This is a genomic window from Lysinibacillus sp. G4S2 (assembly GCF_030348505.1).
Taxonomy (GTDB): Bacteria; Bacillota; Bacilli; order Bacillales_A; family Planococcaceae; genus Lysinibacillus.
Genome location: NZ_JAUCFJ010000002.1, coordinates 2,652,571 through 2,670,073, shown reverse-complemented (window position 1 = coordinate 2,670,073; position 17,503 = coordinate 2,652,571). Strand labels below are relative to the sequence as shown.

General features: G+C 34.2%; 21 protein-coding genes. 6 read left to right on the top strand and 15 right to left on the bottom strand.

The annotated features are described in order from the left end of the window. Window positions 1-293: 293 nt before the first annotated feature. The 6 genes from QUF91_RS13790 to QUF91_RS13765 form a co-directional block, all read right to left on the bottom strand. Complete coding sequence (locus tag QUF91_RS13790; RefSeq protein WP_285398894.1) at window positions 294-626, bottom strand: type II toxin-antitoxin system PemK/MazF family toxin; 333 nt, start codon at window positions 624-626, stop codon at window positions 294-296. Between the two features lie 7 nt (window positions 627-633). Further along, window positions 634-801 (bottom strand): hypothetical protein, encoded by a 168-nt coding sequence (locus QUF91_RS13785; RefSeq protein WP_285398893.1) that lies wholly within the window; start codon window positions 799-801, stop codon window positions 634-636. Between the two features lie 275 nt (window positions 802-1,076). Further along, window positions 1,077-1,268: an HTH domain-containing protein gene (locus QUF91_RS13780; protein WP_285398891.1), complete on the bottom strand. Its 192-nt coding sequence runs from the start codon at window positions 1,266-1,268 to the stop codon at window positions 1,077-1,079. Window positions 1,269-1,408: 140 nt separating this feature from the next. Beyond that, window positions 1,409-1,735: a hypothetical protein gene (locus QUF91_RS13775; protein ID WP_285398889.1), complete on the bottom strand. Its 327-nt coding sequence runs from the start codon at window positions 1,733-1,735 to the stop codon at window positions 1,409-1,411. Window positions 1,736-1,805: 70 nt separating this feature from the next. Beyond that, on the bottom strand, window positions 1,806-2,528 hold the full coding sequence (locus QUF91_RS13770; RefSeq protein WP_285398887.1) for a hypothetical protein: 723 nt from the start codon (window positions 2,526-2,528) through the stop codon (window positions 1,806-1,808). A 222-nt stretch (window positions 2,529-2,750) separates the two neighbouring features. Further along, entirely contained in the window at window positions 2,751-2,933 is a 183-nt protein-coding gene (locus tag QUF91_RS13765) for a hypothetical protein (protein ID WP_289418127.1), read from the bottom strand. A gap of 845 nt (window positions 2,934-3,778) precedes the next feature. Between QUF91_RS13765 and QUF91_RS13760 the strand changes: the two genes are divergently transcribed. Beyond that, complete coding sequence (locus QUF91_RS13760) at window positions 3,779-5,383, top strand: ABC-F family ATP-binding cassette domain-containing protein (RefSeq protein ID WP_068984202.1); 1,605 nt, start codon at window positions 3,779-3,781, stop codon at window positions 5,381-5,383. A gap of 70 nt (window positions 5,384-5,453) precedes the next feature. Here the strand turns inward: QUF91_RS13760 and QUF91_RS13755 are convergent, their stop codons facing one another. The 3 genes from QUF91_RS13755 to QUF91_RS13745 are packed head-to-tail and all read right to left on the bottom strand — an operon-like array spanning window position 5,454 to window position 8,380. Continuing rightward, window positions 5,454-5,663, bottom strand: coding sequence for a hypothetical protein (locus QUF91_RS13755; RefSeq protein ID WP_289418126.1), 210 nt, complete (start codon window positions 5,661-5,663; stop codon window positions 5,454-5,456). 45 nt (window positions 5,664-5,708) lie between these two features. Further along, entirely contained in the window at window positions 5,709-6,791 is a 1,083-nt protein-coding gene (locus tag QUF91_RS13750; RefSeq protein ID WP_289418125.1) for an MFS transporter, read from the bottom strand. Window positions 6,792-6,811: 20 nt separating this feature from the next. Continuing rightward, window positions 6,812-8,380, bottom strand: a complete 1,569-nt coding sequence (locus tag QUF91_RS13745; RefSeq protein WP_285398881.1) for an AMP-binding protein — start codon at window positions 8,378-8,380, stop codon at window positions 6,812-6,814. Window positions 8,381-8,540: 160 nt separating this feature from the next. Here QUF91_RS13745 and QUF91_RS13740 point away from each other — a divergent pair, with 160 nt between their 5' ends. After that, window positions 8,541-8,666: a hypothetical protein gene (locus QUF91_RS13740; protein WP_289418124.1), complete on the top strand. Its 126-nt coding sequence runs from the start codon at window positions 8,541-8,543 to the stop codon at window positions 8,664-8,666. A 64-nt stretch (window positions 8,667-8,730) separates the two neighbouring features. Then, window positions 8,731-9,348, top strand: a complete 618-nt coding sequence (locus tag QUF91_RS13735) for a TetR/AcrR family transcriptional regulator (RefSeq protein WP_289418123.1) — start codon at window positions 8,731-8,733, stop codon at window positions 9,346-9,348. Between the two features lie 58 nt (window positions 9,349-9,406). On the opposite strand, the gene QUF91_RS13730 is transcribed toward QUF91_RS13735, so the two are convergent. Together QUF91_RS13730 and QUF91_RS13725 are read right to left on the bottom strand one after the other, a co-directional pair. Continuing rightward, window positions 9,407-9,931 (bottom strand): GNAT family N-acetyltransferase, encoded by a 525-nt coding sequence (locus QUF91_RS13730; RefSeq protein ID WP_289418122.1) that lies wholly within the window; start codon window positions 9,929-9,931, stop codon window positions 9,407-9,409. A 440-nt stretch (window positions 9,932-10,371) separates the two neighbouring features. Further along, the gene (locus QUF91_RS13725; RefSeq protein WP_289418121.1) at window positions 10,372-11,439 is read right to left on the bottom strand and encodes a TolB-like translocation protein; all 1,068 of its coding nucleotides are present in this window, start codon (window positions 11,437-11,439) and stop codon (window positions 10,372-10,374) included. 351 nt (window positions 11,440-11,790) lie between these two features. Between QUF91_RS13725 and QUF91_RS13720 the strand changes: the two genes are divergently transcribed. From QUF91_RS13720 to QUF91_RS13710, 3 genes are read left to right on the top strand one after another with little or no spacing between them, the layout of a single operon-like run. Next, window positions 11,791-11,940: a hypothetical protein gene (locus QUF91_RS13720; RefSeq protein WP_289418120.1), complete on the top strand. Its 150-nt coding sequence runs from the start codon at window positions 11,791-11,793 to the stop codon at window positions 11,938-11,940. A 6-nt stretch (window positions 11,941-11,946) separates the two neighbouring features. Then, window positions 11,947-13,206, top strand: coding sequence for a GHKL domain-containing protein (locus QUF91_RS13715; protein WP_289418119.1), 1,260 nt, complete (start codon window positions 11,947-11,949; stop codon window positions 13,204-13,206). 12 nt (window positions 13,207-13,218) lie between these two features. Further along, complete coding sequence (locus tag QUF91_RS13710) at window positions 13,219-13,971, top strand: LytR/AlgR family response regulator transcription factor (RefSeq protein WP_289418118.1); 753 nt, start codon at window positions 13,219-13,221, stop codon at window positions 13,969-13,971. Between the two features lie 414 nt (window positions 13,972-14,385). On the opposite strand, the gene QUF91_RS13705 is transcribed toward QUF91_RS13710, so the two are convergent. The 4 genes from QUF91_RS13705 to QUF91_RS13690 all read right to left on the bottom strand — a co-directional run bounded on the left by QUF91_RS13705 (window position 14,386) and on the right by QUF91_RS13690 (window position 17,360). Further along, the gene (locus QUF91_RS13705) at window positions 14,386-15,465 is read right to left on the bottom strand and encodes a TolB-like translocation protein (protein ID WP_285398873.1); all 1,080 of its coding nucleotides are present in this window, start codon (window positions 15,463-15,465) and stop codon (window positions 14,386-14,388) included. A gap of 243 nt (window positions 15,466-15,708) precedes the next feature. Beyond that, complete coding sequence (locus QUF91_RS13700) at window positions 15,709-16,365, bottom strand: septal ring lytic transglycosylase RlpA family protein (RefSeq protein ID WP_285398872.1); 657 nt, start codon at window positions 16,363-16,365, stop codon at window positions 15,709-15,711. Between the two features lie 24 nt (window positions 16,366-16,389). After that, window positions 16,390-16,554, bottom strand: a complete 165-nt coding sequence (locus QUF91_RS13695; protein WP_289418117.1) for a hypothetical protein — start codon at window positions 16,552-16,554, stop codon at window positions 16,390-16,392. Between the two features lie 335 nt (window positions 16,555-16,889). Next, complete coding sequence (locus tag QUF91_RS13690) at window positions 16,890-17,360, bottom strand: DinB family protein (protein WP_285398869.1); 471 nt, start codon at window positions 17,358-17,360, stop codon at window positions 16,890-16,892. Window positions 17,361-17,503: the final 143 nt, after the last annotated feature.

Genomic DNA, 17,503 nt, shown 5'->3' with positions numbered 1-17,503 from the left:
TACCGAAAAACTGATCGGGTGTCACACCGAACCACTCAGGTATGCCGAAATAGTGATCAGCTAGCGCCAAAAACTGATTCCGAACCGCTCGTTTATGTATAAGTTTAAGTGTGTAGAAATGAGGTAAATAGTTTCAATCTATTTTCTAAGGTATTTCAGGAAGTATGCCTACTAGCTAATTACTCTAAATCCCTCCCTCTTTATTATTTTATGTAAGAATATGTTTTCAAATAAAAAACCCTTCCAAATGAAAGGGAAAAACAGCTTCTGTATAAATATAAGTCTTATGGATATTATTTCTGAACAGTTACGTGCTCATGGAACTTATTAAATTCAGAAACTATTTTATTATAGTCATCGAAATTTAAAGTGCCAACATAATTAGAACTCTTATTAAACTTAACTCTTTTAAAATTGTCTAATTGGACATAAGACTCGTTACTTAAATTAGCTTCTTTCCAGTTATCTATTTTAACTCTATTAAATGATCTTGGAGTAGACATTATTTTCAAAGCAATAAATTCCGAATTTTCAGTAATTAGAATAAAAACAAGGACAGGACGATATTTACTGCCTTGTCCTTGTTCAAAAGGAAAGTCAATCTTGTATATATCTCCAACCTTCATAACTCAATTAATCCTCCATCCAAAATTCATAATCAGGGTGAGAAGAATCTATTTTAGCAATGCCATTTTCCACTATAAGGGGTTCTTGTTTTGATGCTAGTTCTTTGATAATTTCGATGTTTTTAATACTCAGTCTAACTTTTTTTGCTTCGATTTTTTCTTTGACTTCTAACATTTCATCATCCTCCTTCTTGTTCAATCTCTATCACCTCCATTAAAATAGATTATCTAATACTCATTCCACACCATTTCATTCAGATAAAAAGCCACACCTAGTTAGGCTTGAATGCTCGCTCGGAGTTTCTACTTGCCCCTCTAGTAGCTTAAATCTGGCTTCCTGTCGTTCAATTATTTCGGATGATGTAAGTTCTCGTTTTAATGGTCTGCCAGAACCCATTTTCCTTGAATCAGTAAGCTCACTCAATTAATCCATTCTTTTCATAAGCTTTTTCACCTATGGGCTGATTGTTCAATTTGTTTCATCCCTAAAACATCCACATCAAAGTTGTTCTCCATAAAAATTTGTCGGGGGAGTTTACCAAATAGATTCTCATCCATAAATTTATTTTTAAAGGCATCAGTATATGTAATAGTCCTTTCGCTAACACGTTTAACATTAGGATTCTTTTGAAGTATTTTCACCTCTGATATTGTCCCCTTGTCCTTATATCTTGAATTTCAAGTAAAAATACCTGTAGATAAAACACTCTTTTTCAAGTGGCCTAACTACAGGTACCATATTAAAGTGAAATAATCACTCAACTTCTTCTTTTCATTTGGTGTTATATGGATAAATAATTATCCAACTCTTCTGATGTGGTAACAGATTCTATAACCTCATTATTTTCTGCGTAGTTTGCGTATAGAATGGTCAGTCTATTTAATTCATCAGTATCTAATGATTGTCCTCTACGTAAAATGAATTTATTTAAAGTTGTACATTTTTCTACCTTATATAATGCATCAAATTTTACAAAAGATTTATAAGCAAAAGGTGGATTATATTTTATAATCTCTTCATTCGATTCAAACAGTAACTTATGCTCTTTACCTCTAGATGTACTTACATTCAACATTAACAAAAAGTTGTTTTCTTCTCCAATTACCAAAAACGTTCTCTTATTTGATAGAACGCCATTGTCAGCGAAAGGTAATCGGAGAAGAAAACCGATACCTACACTAATAGTGATATAATCCTTGATCAATATCGAATGCTAAAAAGAATGTGTCGTCTTCGCCATTTACTTCACTTTCTGAAACTAATGCAAGGTATTCTAAAATATCTTCTTTGCTTACAGGTATTTCAGACTCCTCATAATAAAAAGTAATTCCATTTACTTTTTCAAAAGAGTAATCTTTTTCGTTATTTTCATTGTAACTATTGATCATTTTTCTTATCTTTTCAATATCTTCTAATCTAATGTTGTTGCGATCAATTTTACCTAGTTTTTTCTCATAGCCTTTTCCAACTAGAAAATTCTCATAACAAACTTGCCATGTCGCTAACTCATGTTGTATCTCAGAAAGTTCTTTAGCACTAAGCTTATTGAATATAGAAATACTCATGTTTATTGAATTCAACTGATTTTCTGTAAAATCGGTAGAGTATGATTGTAAAGAATTCATATATCCATTAAAATTAGTATGATAAGGAGTTCTAACATCTTCTACAAAGATGCCATTTTTAGATGCAAACATATCATTTTCAAATAGGAAATAATTATGTTGAGCGTAATGAATTAAGTTAGCAAACGTGAGAAGGTTTTGAAGTTTCACATTGTCGTCTATTGAATTTCCGAAATGGCATTCAGGAGCATTGACTATATACGCGGAAACTTTGTTTACTTCAAGTTTTTCTTTGCTCATTACATTATACATATCTTCATCCTCCTTTTGGTTCATATTCAATCACCCCCCCAATAAAATAAGTAGCTAATATTACTATTATATTAGAGTTTGATAGAGTTTATTTAGGAAAATTATAGCATATATTGGCATGTTATCAACTAAACTCTATGTTTCAATCGACAAAATTAAAACGGACTGCACTAAAAATATAGATGCAGTCCTTATCTATTAATTTTGTATTTTTAAAGTTTTACAATGCTATCAAATAACTCTCATTTAGTATGAAATTTTATGCTCAACCGATTCAATATTGTCGCATTTACATAAAACACTTTCTGGCTCTTCACCAAAACGTGTGGTTGATTTCCGTTCCGACTTGGCGCTTTCCTGGGGGCGTCCGATGAGCCGCTTCACTCGCGTTGCTCGCTCCAGGGTCTCATCTGTGACGCTGATCCCCAAGGAGTCGCCCAGCCTCCACTCCAATCAACTAATATACAGCACATATATTTTAAAAAATGTCATCCACAACTTTTGGTGATGAGCCCACTTCATTCTAATTGTTCAAAAAAATTACAGACCTTTATCTTGGAAATCATAGTATTCTTTTTTAAGCTGCTCGTAATCTTTCCTTTGAACGAAATGTTAAAAGGTAATAAATTAGTAGGCGTGTTGATTAGGAAAAAATAGGTTTATTATTGATCGATGAAAGGGTTTTTCTTGTTACTATTTAGTATCGAGCCCCAAAACAGAATCGCTAAGCTACTTTCGTTCGTTTTATAGGAATACTTTGAAGATTTATCGAAACAAAATCTCATTTTATCGAAACTATTTGGGTTTTTATCGAAACAAAATCTCATTTTATCGAAACTATTTGGGTTTTTATCGAAACCAAGCTCTTTCTATCAAAGAATCAACCACATGTTATGATGAAGAGCTTGTAGCGTAGGGCTACTTGACGCTCGCTTGCAGGAAGCCTTGCCCTGTGCGAAAGCGACGCGACAGCGACAAAGCGAGTAGCCCGTAGCGGAAATCAGTTCCTTCTAATTTAATTAAGGTGGATAAAAATGGTTAATCAACATACCTGATAAAGTAGTGATAAATCAATTTCATTTACTTACCTATTCTTTACCCCAGAAACGTTTAAAAAATCTTATCTTTTTCCGCAACTTATTTATCCCCACTCTCCTATTCCACTCAAACATCTAACAACTCAGAACCCCAAACGTTGATTTAATAATGTTTATAGACTATGGAACATATTTCATGATATACTAGGTACATTGTGAAAAAAAGGAGGAACTTGCATGATTCAAGTAAGTAATGTAGGTCTTCGCTATGGCGATCGTAAACTATTTGAAGACGTAAATATAAAATTCACACCAGGGAACTGCTACGGTTTAATCGGGGCAAATGGTGCTGGTAAATCAACATTTTTAAAAATTCTTTCTGGTGAAATTGAAGCACAAGAAGGTCATGTATCAATGGGTAAGGACGAACGTTTATCAGTCCTTAAACAAAACCACTTTGAATACGATGAATATAATGTATTAGATACAGTTGTTATGGGGAACAAACGTCTTTGGGAAGTAAAAGCTGAAAAAGACGCTATCTACGCAAAAGAAGACTTTTCTGATGAGGATGGCATGCGTGCTGCTGAATTAGAGGGTGAATTCGCTGACCTAAATGGTTGGGAAGCTGACTCAGAAGCAGCAACATTATTAAACGGGTTAGGAATTGGCGACGAGCTTCACTATATGCTAATGGCTGATCTTGAAGGTTCTGACAAAGTTAAAGTATTATTAGCACAAGCTCTATTTGGTAAACCAGACGTTCTATTGCTAGATGAGCCTACCAACCACCTTGACTTAAAAGCAATCCAATGGTTAGAAGAATTCTTAATTAACTTTGAAAATACAGTTATTGTCGTATCCCATGACCGTCACTTCTTAAATAAAGTGTGTACGCATATCGCGGATTTAGACTTCTCTAAAATCCAATTATATGTTGGTAACTATGACTTCTGGTATGAGTCTAGCCAATTAGCACAAAAAATGATGGCAGACCAAAACAAGAAGAAAGAAGAAAAGATTAAAGAGCTACAAGCATTCGTTGCTCGTTTCTCTGCGAACGCTTCGAAATCAAGCCAAGCGACTTCTCGTAAGAAAATGTTGGATAAAATCGAGCTTGACGACATTAAACCTTCTAGCCGAAAATATCCATTCATTAACTTCCAAACTGGACGTGAGATCGGTAATGATGTGTTAACAGTGGAAGGTCTTACAGCAAGCAATGAAGGCGAAACACTATTTAAAGATATTCGCTTTTCAATGAATAAAGAAGATAAAATCATTTTACTTGGTAATCCAATGGCCAAAACGGCTCTTCTTGATATTTTAATGGATGAAAGAAAAGCAGATGCTGGTACGTTCAAATGGGGCGTAACAACTTCTCAAAGTTACTTTGAAAATGATCACGATAAATACTTCGAAGGTTCAGAGAAATCATTAGTGGAATGGTTACGCCAATATTCTCCTGATGATGAAACAGAAAGCTTCTTACGCGGCTTCTTAGGTCGTATGTTATTCTCTGGTGAGGAAGTAAAAAAATCCCCTTCTGTACTTTCAGGGGGAGAAAAAGTACGTTGTATGCTATCTAAAATGATGCTTGCTACAGCAAACGTTGTTTTACTAGATGAACCAACGAACCACCTTGACCTTGAATCTATTCAAGCACTAAATGAAGGACTTATGCGCTTCAAAGGTGCGATGCTCTTCACATCACATGACCATCAGTTCATCCAAACAATTGCGAACCGTGTCATCGAAATCCGTGAAGACGGCACAATTTTAGATAAACTATTAACTTATGATGAATTCTTAGAGTGGAAAGATAGCCAAGGCTTAAACTAATAACAAACAGGGTTCTCCTATTCAAAAAGGAGAACCCTGTTTTTATGTTTTTGCGATTAGTCAGTTGCCTCTACTTTGTCGAGGTTGCTACTTCTACTTGAACCTCTGAAATAAGTTCATCTTCTTGTACTTTCTCAGCAGATTCTTCATATTGAGTGATTGTCCGTGTATCAGGTGCAAATACAGCAAGTAGCAATGATAGAAGGAGGCCCGCTATCATTAATGGACCAAATAAATAGGGTGATGCCCCATATTCTGTTGCTAAAGATGTCCATAGCATTGGTCCGAAACCGACGATGGCTGCAGCGATTTGATAGCCAAAGGATCACCCTGTATATCGAACATTCGCTGGGAATAATTCAGAGAAAAACGTACCTTGAGTCGCAAAAATAGCTGCCCATACGACACCAAGTAAAACGACTTGCATAATAAAGAAATAGGTTGAATTAATCGGGATCATGACGAAATATGGAATGGCTAGAAGTAACATCGTAACCAGGCCACCAATATAAATTTTCTTACGTCCAATAAAATCTGAGAAATACCCAACAAGCGGAATCGTTACAATCATTGTGGCACAACTTATCGTCAGAGCCAATAATGCGACATCCCTTGGATAGCCTATATACGTAGTCGCATACACTAAAATGAAGGACATTAAAAATACATTAAAGAATCCGTCTCCAATTTTTAATCCAATAATGCGGAAAATATCTTTTTTGTTATATTTAAATACTTGGACAATTGGTAATTTAGCTAATTCACCATTGTCCTTTTTGCGTTTAAATTCAGGTGTTTCTTCTATTCCGCTTCGAATCCAAATGGCTAAAACAATTAAAACAGCGCTAAAAAGAAATGGTAAGCGCCATCCCCAGGCCATAAATTGCGCTTCTGTCGTTAAAGAAGAAATAAGCGTGAAACTAAATGTTCCTAACACTAAACCGATGGGTACACCAAGCTGTGGAATGGAACCAAAAAAACCGCGTACACCTTTCGTAGCTGATTCTGTTGCTAGTAACACCGCACCACCCCATTCTCCCCCAAGGGCAATTCCTTGAATGAGTCGCAAAAAAACTAAAAGCGTTGGCGCGAGTAACCCCACTTGTGCGTAGGTTGGTAATAAACCTATCAAAAAGGAACTACCGCCCATCCCTATTAAAGTAAGCATGAGCGAGGCTTTTCTACCGACACGGTCACCCATATGTCCAAAAATTATACTGCCTATTGGACGTGCTGCATATCCAGCCCCAAACGTAGCAAAAGCAATTAAAATTGAGATTGCTGGATTTGACGATGGGAAAAATAATGTAGTAAAAACTAATCCCGTTGCAGTCCCATACAAATAAAAATCGTACCACTCAATGATCGAACCCGCTAAACTTGCTAATAATATTTTCACATTTTTCATATAGTCCCTTCTTTCAACATTCAATTTTTTGTCATTAAATACGAGTTTCGTAAAATATGCTTTTGAATTTTGCCGACCGGTGTACGAGGGAAATCCGTCATAAATTCAATACGATCTGGCACTTTAAATTTTGCGAGACGTTCTCGACAATGCTCTATTAACGCCGCTTCACTGACAGTAGCACCGGCCTGTAATATGACATACGCTTTAATAGCTTCATCTCGCATTTCATCTGGAATACCGATGACTGCCGCTTCGAATACTGCTGGATGTTCCGCTAAGACACTCTCTACTTCATGCGCTGCAATATTTTCGCCTGAACGTTTAATCATATCCTTTAAACGATCGACAAAATAAAAATAGCCATCTTCATCGATTCGTGCATTATCACCCGTTAGTAACCAGTTTTCCTTAAGTGTGTCATTTGTCGCTTGTTCGTTTTTTAAGTATCCCTTCATTAATGTTCTTCCTGGAATCCCTTTTACGGCGATTTGACCAATCTCCCATTGTCCAACCGGTAATCCATGTTCATCAACAAGTTGAACCTCATAGCCGATGCTTGGTCTACCTATACTCATATTTTTCCGCATACCAAATAAAGGATTTATCAGTGGGATCCCAACAGTTTCAGTCAAACCATATAGATGCAATAATTTCACATCAAATTGTTCTTCAAATTGAACAAGCTGTTGTTCGGTTACCGCTTGTGCAAAAAGGACAAGTCGTAACGGATTATCCTTTGCCTCCTCTTCATAATCTTTCGCTAAAATCATCCGAATAGGTGCAGCAAATAATGAACCAACTGTTCCACCTAACGTCTTTGCTTGCTTAAAATAACGCGATGCACTAAATTTCTCCGTAACTGCAATACTTGCTCCTACCATGATGGCAGACATCGTTGAGTAATATTGTGCATTTCCATGGAAAAGCGGTAAGACAATAAATGTTCGATCCTCAGGTGTTAAAGCAATGGTATGAGCCATTAACTCACCTGTGAAAATATAGTTGGCATGTGTAATTTGAACACCTTTTGGTTTAGATGTTGTCCCAGATGTATAAAGCAATGCCACAACGTCTTCTGATAACACTGTTGGGAAATGGTCATTGTGATCGCTTTCATTTTTAATGAGCTCAGAGAAATTTAAAACACCCTTAAGCTTACTTTGTTGTCTCGTTAAAATAATATTTTGTATTGTCGGTGTTTCACATTTAATACTGACAAACTTTTCGAAAAAGTCCGCTTCCGTAATAATAAGGACTGCTTCACAATGTGTAATAATATACTTCATCTCATCCGCTGGTGATAAAATGTTAGTTGGCACCATAATGCCCCCAATTTCAGCAAGAGCAAACCATGCTGTAAAAAATTCCATGTTGTTTGGTAAATGTAGTACAACATGGTCCCCTTTTTTTATGCCAAGCTTAAGTAGTGCATTACTGAAACGTCTAACCTCTTGAAAAAAATCCCCATAATTTTTTTCGAAAAGTTCTCCATTTTTATCTTCAAAATGAAGAAAGCTTTTTTCAGGCTGTAGCTCAGCTCTCTCCCTTACAACAGAACGCAATGTTCTATTTCCGATTAAATCCATGATATACACCCCTTTTGAAATAGTTTCATAGACTATAGTCTGTATATTAATTGGACAGACAATTAATTGTCAATATTTTTCTGATAATTTAGAAAATAACTTTATGACGAAATCGAGGATTATGGTAAAGTTAAGTAGCAGATTTTGAAAGGAATGAATTGTGCAGGCACAATTCAAAATCCGGACGCATTGTTTATCTGTGCGAAAGCGTAGTGCGAACGTAGCGACAGCAATTGTTTTATCTGTGCGAAAGCGTAGCGTCAGCAACAACAAATGTTTTTTATAGCGAAAGCGAAGCGTCAGCTACAATTAAGCCAAGGCGAAATTGATAGAAATTAGGTGAAGCGGAAATGAAAAAGACAAGACAACAACAAGCGCTAGCAACAAAAAAACATATATACGAAACAGCACTTAAATTATTCCAAAAGAAAGGCTTCGATCAAGTAACTGTTGATGAAATTGTTCAAGAAAGCAAAAGCTCAAAAGGGGCATTTTACGGACATTTCTCTTCTAAGTACGATATCTTTTTAGAGAAATTCAAAGAAATTGATTCTTTTTATGAGGAGTTTACAACGACACTGCCAGCAAATCTTTGCTTTAAGGAAAAGGTTATTTCATTAATTGAGGCACAAATGAAGTATTTAAAAGAAGATTTAGGAATGGATTTAATGCGTTCCGTTTACAAAAGCGGCTTAATTGAAAATGAAGAAAATTTCTTTACCAATTCCGAACGTAAATTGTATAAAATCCTGCACACATTTGTCCAAAAAGCTATAAATGATGGTGAATTATCCGAACAAACAGATGTAGAGCAAATTGCGATTTACATCTCTCGTTGTATGCGAGGGACGTTATATGATTGGTTAGTCTTTAGAAAAGATTTTGACCTATTGCAAGAAAGTAAAAGATTCATTTCAATATTTTTAGATGGCTTGTTATTAGAAAAGGGAATCTCCATGTTTAAATAATTGTTATATTCCCCGCCATATAGGGGAATATAACAAAATGAATAAATGACAAACCCCTTTATTCTAGTGTTTCTAAAACCTTATCAATATTTTTCCACACATAAACAAATTCTTCTAAAACTTTTCCACCAATATTAATTTGCACCGTTTTCACATATTCCGCTCCATAATATTCATAGAAATAACGTGTTTTATTTTCTGCCAATACCTCGACAAATATGGATTGATGATTCTTCTTCTTAAAAAAGATGAATAATTCTTTTAATAGCTGTTTTCCGATTCCTTTACCTTGACACTCCTCTAAAAGATAGATGGAAGTTAAGTCACTTGAATAGGGCACGTCATTTGTTTCTTTATTCGAAGCAGTAGCAAAGCCAATTATTTCTCCAAGTTCGTTTTCTACTACTAGCACGTAATTATCTTTTATTGTAATATTCTTTTTCCATAGTTCTGTTCTCTGTTCATAAGAAAGATTATTTAAGAAAGAATCAGGAATAATATCTTTATATGTCGTTCTCCAACTGTCAACATGGACTTTTCCAATACCTTGTGCATCTTGCATTGTTGCTTCTCTAATTTTCATCTTCATCACCTCTCGTTAAGATCTTCTCAGTCCTTCCACTTTTGAGGAAGTTTCATCGTAATCCTGCAGCAAGCAATTACTCTCTAACTCTCATAAATCTATTTACTTTTATTTCTAAATATTCTAAATGAAATACATATAAATGTAAATATATTACCATTAGTAATAAGAATGCATTATAATCTTTACTAGCAATAGTTGCTCGAAAATTTTCAAGAAAATAAAAATGTACACAACTAAAATTCAATTTAGTCATGTACTCCTGGAGTGGAAAGAGCTTAAGCTAATTCATTCCTATATAAAAATACTCTCCCATTACGTTGAGGAGAGTATTTTTTGTATACTTTATTTAAATACTTGTTTGTTTAAACATAAAAATCTGACAGTATTCCCTATGTATGAATATTTTTGATTTTAATCATACATGTGCATTTTGGACATTAATATGTAACTGTCAAATCTGTAATAATAGCTGGTTTTTTATTTTCATAGACTTTTTTAATTTCTTTATCAACTAAATCATATTTATAGATACAACGTATTTTAGAAGTTATACCTTCAAAATTAACTTCATCTCCATTTTTAGGTATACCCGAAAAATAAATGAACCGTTCATTTTTGGATAGTACTGCTAGCCTTCTTTGGCCAATCTCTGATAATATAGGATTCTTACTTTTTTTAATCATTTGATCTGTTAATATGGTTGTTAATGTTTTGTTTTTAAGAGATAACTTATAAATACCACTTCCTTCATCATTATTTACATTCTCCCCTCCAAGGATTATGGAATTACCATCAGGTCCAAAAGCGATAGAATCAATATTGATAGCTTTTACACTAGTTATCAAATTCATGTTCGATCCATCTAAATTCATTTCATATATTGAATATAAAATTTGCTCTATATTTCCTTCATTTTCATTTGCTTTTCTCCATCTTGCCGTGTTCTCTTTCTCAGAAACAAATGCTCCAATGATTTTGTTTTTTGAAATGTCATACATTTCTACAGCACGATCAGATTGTTTAGTATCAAATATTGTGAAATCTTTCTTTTGCACTTCTACTTTTGCGATCTTTGAAACAGGAAATGTTGATCCTATTATTTCGCTATAGATTGTTTTACCTTCCTTATCACCAAATCTAGGGTTAAGTTGTCCTAAAGTATCATTCGTGACTTGATATTCTTTATTATTGTTTATATCCAATAAATAAATATCCCATGGTCCATCCCCTCTAGCACTAGTATAGACAAGATATTGCTTATTATCTGAAAGCTTCCCGTCCAACCAAACAGCTTCATTATTGACTAACTCTTTTTCTATATTTTTTTCAGCATTTACTTCCACAATACTACCTTTACCTTCATTATCAAATATCGAAATAATGAGCTCTTCGCTATTGTTAATAGGCGTACTGTCTTCTTCTTTTTTTTGACATCCAAACAGAACAACTACTAAAGATAAAAAAATTATAGTTAATTTTTTGCACTTACAAACTAATTCATACATATGCGATTAATCCTTTACCAATGTTATTTTGGATATTTGAATTATTAAGTATCAATAACAATCAAAACACTAGATATTATTATGATGAGAGTACGCTAAAAGCAGCTTATATAGGAGAATTCTTCCTAAAAATAAAGTGATTTTTCCAAAATATCGACTCTCGTTTTCATTTTAACGAGTAGGAATAAAATTCGACATTTCGAGAAAATTATTCACATTTTTAACGAAGTTTATGTAGAATAAGAAGGAAAGGTGTACGTTTATGAAATAGAATGTTCATCTTTTTATATGTCTTACAGATTTTCCGAACGAGGAGTGGAGGCTGGATTCGAAAAAGGGAGGCTGTTTTACATGAATTATCTTGAAGTGTTTATCAAAAATAGCTCATCTATTATTATGTCTATCACCAAAAATGATATGGTCTATGTTTGTAGAATGCTAGGTTACGGAGTAGAATTACCTGAAAAATCAAAAAAAGAACATCCTTTATATAAAGGATAGTCCATTATGCTTTTTTACATATTTAGAGATGCTACTCTTATTCTCGGGACATTGTTCTATCTCCTACCTATTCGCCCAAGTATTATAATGCTTTTTCAATCTATTACTTTTGTTATAGCTCCTTTTTACTTCCTGTTCTCATATACTTCAATGATTATTGCTATTGGCTATTTCGTTATTGCAGCTAGTTTTCTATTTTACTCGTTCAAAAGGAGAATAATTGCTTTTTTTGATGTTATTGTTGTTCTAATACTTACGGTTTTTTCAAATAATCTAGCATTGCTTATCAATAGTCAATTTGCTATTAATTCAACTCTACTAGAAACGCTTTTGTTTATAATATGCTTTGTATCCCTTATTATCATTTATAAAACTATTGTGAAAAAGAAGTTGTCTTCACTGTGTTTGTCCTCGAAAATGCAGCTATTTCTAATTTTTATCGGGACACTAACACTCGGAATGTTTTACCTAAATATGTTCTTTTTAGGGGTGCAAGATAATAAGACATTGACGACTGTAAATTTCTTTATTCAAATCACTTACGTCTTATTGATTGTACTTGCCGTTAGTTTACTCGTTACAAATCTCAACAAAATACAGGCGATTCAGCAAAAAGAAGTGGCACAGCAGCAGTTTTTTGAATATATGCAGGTATTAGAACAAGTGAATACAGATATGCAAAAGTTTCGCCACGATTATATAAATATTTTAATGTCTCTGCAAAATTATATTGAGGATAAGGATTTACAGGGATTAAAGCAATATTTTTATTCAGATATTATGCAGCTGGAGCAGCAGACCTTATTCCAAAGTAAAATGATAGGTACATTGGAAAATTTACAAATTGTCGAGCTAAAAGGCTTATTATCCTCTAAGTTGTTGCTTGCGAATCGTTTACAGCAAAAAATCACGATGGAAATTCCACATACGATTACATCTGTTCATATGAGCCTTATTGATTTAACGAGGGTGCTAGGTATTTTGATTGATAATGCTATTGAAGCAAGTGTTGCTATAGCCGATTCGGTCGTGCGTATTGCCATTCTTCCCTCACGTGAACAATCTGTCGTTATCGTTATTGACAATCCATTACAGGATGCTAACTTTAATATTTCGACTATCTTTGAGTATCAATCTTCTTCTAAAGGAGACATGCGTGGGATTGGTTTAGCTAATGTGAGAGGAATTCTACAGAATTATCCTAATGTGACATTAAACACACGCATCGAAAAGAATCATTTTATACAGGAGCTACAAATCTTTTAGGGAGTGTTTATTATGAAAATTGTTATTTGTGAGGACGATGCACGTCAACGGAAATTTTTACAATCAACCATTGTTCACTCTTTTTTATTTCAATTCAAGGATATTGAGATTGTTTTAATTGCTTCTAATCCGTCTGAGGTATTAGCCTACTTAAAGGAGCACCGAGCAGATTGCTTTTTATTGGATATTGAGCTTCAGCATAAAATAAATGGTTTGGAGCTGGCGAATGCTATACGCAGTAAAGATCCTTTGGCAACCATTATCTTTATTACCACCTATTCGGACAAATTAAAGTTAACCTTTACTTACAAAGTAGCAGCATTAGATTTTATCGTGAAAAATGAGCCAAATGTAGCTAAAAATTTAATTGATACTTTGCATATTGCTTATCAACACCATCAAAATATACATGCTCAAAAGATAGATGTGTCCTTCCAAGTGAAAATAGGAGAATATACTAAAATCATTCCTTTTCATGATATCTATTACTTCGCGACGTCACCAAATGCGCATAAAATTGAGCTGAAGGAGAAATCAGGTGTCTATGAATTTTTCAGTAATTTAACAGATATTGAGCAGCAATTGGATGACCGATTTTTCCGATGCCATCGCGGGTATATTGTTAATTTGCAACATATTCAAAAGATTAATTCAACCTATCGAACTATTACAATGAAAAACGGGACGATTTGTCATTATTCATTTCGCTATAAAAAAGCGTTGATGAATGCGCTATCTTCCACTTCAAATAATAGCTTTGAATAAAGCTATTATTGACAATGCCCCTTGCTAGCACTATCGAGTAGGAGGCTAATCATTAGCCTACCTCTCTCATCCATAGAAAAACACCTCCTCATTGATTATTTCAGGTTTCAATACCCGTTATTCAATGAAAGGTGTTTTTCTTTGTCTCATGGTTAGACAAGTCCTCTCCAACTCTCAATTATATTGTTTTAACCGAGGTATACTCATGCATCTATAATACATCTAGTAACTTTTATTTATCAAAAGGTTAAAAAGAACATACATTCTTTTCGATCGAAATATATGGGTTCAAAGGAAACCAATGGCTTGTAGGGTGAGGATTTCACTTTCTATAGACGTTTCACTCAACACTGAAGAAACAACCTGCATACAAACGAAAGAATGGGTATTGTTTGACAGAACCAACTGCATACTCTAATAGGAAACCGTCATATCCGTAATAAAGGCTGGTTTTTTATACTCATATGCTGTTGTTATTTCTTTACTATTCAAGTCATACTTATAGATCCACTGTATTTTAGAAATAATACCGTCAAAACTAATATCTTCTGCATCTTTAGGTATACCCGAAAAATAAATAAATCGCTCATTTTTTGACAATACCGCTAGCCTTCTTTGACCAATCTCTGATAATATTGGATTCTTACTTTCTTTAATCATTTGATCTGTTAATATAGTAGTTAATGTTTTGTCTGTAAGAGATAACTGATAAATGCCGCTTCCTTCATCTTCATTTATATTTTCCCCTCCAAGAATAACAGAATTCCCACTTGATCCATATGCCATCGAATCAATATTGATGGCTTTTATTTTCGTTACCAAATTCATGTCGGAGCCATCTAAATTCATTTCATATATTGAATAGACAATTTGCCCTAAAGGTTCACCAGCTTCATTCGCAGCCGTCCTTCTTGTCGTATTCTCTTCCTCAGAGACAAATGCACCAATAATTTTGTCTTTAGTAACATCATACATTTCTACGGCACGGTCAGGTTGTTCAGTATCAAATACAATAAAATTCTTCTTTTGCACATCTACTTTCGCAATTTTAGAGACAGGGAAAGTAGCCCCTATTATTTCACTGTAAATGGTGTTGCCTTCCTTATCACCAAATCTAGGAATAAGTTGTCCTAAAGTATCATTTGTAACTTGGTAAGTTTTTTTATCATTTTTGTCTAATAAATAAATCTCCCAAGGTCCTTCACCTTTTGCACTTGTATAGGCAAGATATTGTTTATTGCCTGAAAGTGTTGCATGTAACCAAACCGCTTCATTATTAATTAATTCATTTACTACATTTTTTTCAGCATTTACCTCCACAACACTACTCTTGCCATCAATATCAAATACAGACACAATGAGTTCTTCATTTTCATCAAAATTTGTGCTTGCATCTTCTTTCTTTTGACATCCAAACAAAACTAATAGTAACGATAAAAAAATGATAACAGTAGCACCCATTGTTTTCTTGCATCTACAAACAATTCCATACATTATGCACTTCATCCTTTGCGAAGTTATTTTAGAAGTTGCATTATTACATATCAATAATCATCAAAATACTACATATTATGTTGATAAGAAACTCCGTTATTTATTAAATTTATATAGATCTATTTCCCCAAATTAAGAAGAATCTAATTTCAATCAGAATCACTGAAAAATTAGTTTACAAAAAAAAAGATTGTGTAAACTGAATTTTCATAACCATAAAAATAGATAATTTAGAAAGAATTATTAACCATTCCAACTAATCGTACCGTTAAATACCCCCTTACTTATAGGATGTAGTTTACCAAATGTTTGTTTAGACATATCTAAAATTCTTCCTTTTACATACGGTCCTCTATCTAAAATTCTAACTGTTGTAGTTTTTGAATTATCGTTACTTTTTACAGAAACAGATGTTTTAAAAGCTATTGTTTTATGAGCTGCACCATCATCCGCTTTTTCACCAGATGCTGTATTACTTTCTGCCCAAATATCATACCAAGAAACTTTACCCGACTCTGTTTTTGCGGCACGAGGTATTTCTTGTACTGGATTAATTTCTTTCATTTCAACATTAATGGATTCTCTACTTTCTGGAACAACTACTATTGGTGCACCTAAAGCATCATAGACCACCGTCATACCTGGTTTTATAACTGGCAAATCTGATTCGTCTTCATAAAGTCTAGATTGCGGTAAACTTGCTTTTTTATCTCCTTCTCTCAAAACAACAGATTCTTCCTGTTCATTAAATTTAATCACTGTTCCAGGAGCCATGTATGCAGGAATCGTCGCTTCATTGTCTGTACTCGTTTCAATACTTTCACTTGAATTAGCAGCAAAAGCTAAATTGGGAATAGCCAAAGAGGATGCCACGACACAACCTAATAATAGTTTTTTCATTTTACATCTTTCCCTTCTCGTTTTTTAGAAATATGTTGCTGTCGCTTCGCTTTCGCACAGTAAAGATTTGTTGCTGTCGCTTCGCTTTCGCACAGTAAAGATTGTTGCTAGTTGCATCATATTTCGTAAAAAGCATATACGAGAAATAGCTAATATAGAGTGTTTTTTCCTATAAAGTAATCTATACATCCTAAACCCAAACTGAACACTATACTTATATCGAATAGGAAGAAGAATCAATATTTAAGGAAATATAATACCGTCTTATAGAATTTATATAAAATAGGTGAACGTTTATGAAATATATCGAATCTACTAGTCAATCTATTTACACTTGAATCTCATACACAAACTGAGAAGCTGAAAATTGAATATGGTATTAAGCTAATTGTTTCACCTTGCTCTTGGCAAACCTCTACTTCTTTCTGTCTTCAGGGCTCGGGAATTGCCCCCTACAGTTCATACGCATACCGGGCACACCATAAAAAAATGCAGCAGATAACTGTTTATCTGCTGCATTAAAACTATTGCATTTCCTTCGTTGGTCCCAATACGCCTGGTACTGGTAAACCTGCTTGACGTAGGAGCACTGTCATTTGTCCACGATGATGGGTTTGATGATCGATTAGTACACGTAATAACGCACCTCTAGCTATTGGTCCAGTGAAACCCTTAACTTCCTCTTGTAAGTCTTCATCTGATAGCTTTGCCGCTTCCTCTTTCACACTGTTTGCTAGGTTTTCGTAAGTAGCTACAATTTCAGCAGCTGTTGATGGGATAGGATCTTCTTGACGTATCATTGGCACCTTTAAACCTGCTAAGTAACTGAAATAACCAGCAGCACCAACTAAATGCCAGCCTAACCAGCCAAGTGTGCTGTGACCTTCCACGATGCTTTGCTCTAGCTTTTCATCTGTTACGGCTTTTAGTACTTGAATCGTGCCTTGTGCTGATGCTGACCAATCATTTAGAAAATCGTCTACTTGTCGATACATATAAAACGCCTCCCATTTTCGTAAGTTCATTTCTATCATATTAAATAAGAAACTATCTTACAAGTTTCTGGCATTTAGTTTACATAATATTATTATCTTTTATTCTGTTATACCTATTCAATTCAGTTACTTTTTACATGACT

Excerpts from the sequence above, each read along its gene's own strand:
- QUF91_RS13790 (WP_285398894.1), bottom strand. The coding sequence starts at position 626 with ATGAAGGTTGGAGATATATACAAGATTGACTTTCCTTTTGAACAAGGA.
- QUF91_RS13785 (WP_285398893.1), bottom strand. The coding sequence starts at position 801 with ATGTTAGAAGTCAAAGAAAAAATCGAAGCAAAAAAAGTTAGACTGAGT.
- QUF91_RS13770 (WP_285398887.1), bottom strand. The coding sequence starts at position 2,528 with ATGAACCAAAAGGAGGATGAAGATATGTATAATGTAATGAGCAAAGAA.
- QUF91_RS13760 (WP_068984202.1), top strand. The coding sequence starts at position 3,779 with ATGATTCAAGTAAGTAATGTAGGTCTTCGCTATGGCGATCGTAAACTA.
- QUF91_RS13755 (WP_289418126.1), bottom strand. The coding sequence starts at position 5,663 with ATGCTATGGACATCTTTAGCAACAGAATATGGGGCATCACCCTATTTA.
- QUF91_RS13750 (WP_289418125.1), bottom strand. The coding sequence starts at position 6,791 with ATGAAAAATGTGAAAATATTATTAGCAAGTTTAGCGGGTTCGATCATT.
- QUF91_RS13745 (WP_285398881.1), bottom strand. The coding sequence starts at position 8,380 with ATGGATTTAATCGGAAATAGAACATTGCGTTCTGTTGTAAGGGAGAGA.
- QUF91_RS13735 (WP_289418123.1), top strand. The coding sequence starts at position 8,731 with ATGAAAAAGACAAGACAACAACAAGCGCTAGCAACAAAAAAACATATA.
- QUF91_RS13730 (WP_289418122.1), bottom strand. The coding sequence starts at position 9,931 with ATGAAAATTAGAGAAGCAACAATGCAAGATGCACAAGGTATTGGAAAA.
- QUF91_RS13725 (WP_289418121.1), bottom strand. The coding sequence starts at position 11,439 with ATGTATGAATTAGTTTGTAAGTGCAAAAAATTAACTATAATTTTTTTA.
- QUF91_RS13720 (WP_289418120.1), top strand. The coding sequence starts at position 11,791 with ATGAATTATCTTGAAGTGTTTATCAAAAATAGCTCATCTATTATTATG.
- QUF91_RS13715 (WP_289418119.1), top strand. The coding sequence starts at position 11,947 with ATGCTTTTTTACATATTTAGAGATGCTACTCTTATTCTCGGGACATTG.
- QUF91_RS13710 (WP_289418118.1), top strand. The coding sequence starts at position 13,219 with ATGAAAATTGTTATTTGTGAGGACGATGCACGTCAACGGAAATTTTTA.
- QUF91_RS13705 (WP_285398873.1), bottom strand. The coding sequence starts at position 15,465 with ATGTATGGAATTGTTTGTAGATGCAAGAAAACAATGGGTGCTACTGTT.
- QUF91_RS13700 (WP_285398872.1), bottom strand. The coding sequence starts at position 16,365 with ATGAAAAAACTATTATTAGGTTGTGTCGTGGCATCCTCTTTGGCTATT.
- QUF91_RS13695 (WP_289418117.1), bottom strand. The coding sequence starts at position 16,554 with ATGTATAGATTACTTTATAGGAAAAAACACTCTATATTAGCTATTTCT.
- QUF91_RS13690 (WP_285398869.1), bottom strand. The coding sequence starts at position 17,360 with ATGTATCGACAAGTAGACGATTTTCTAAATGATTGGTCAGCATCAGCA.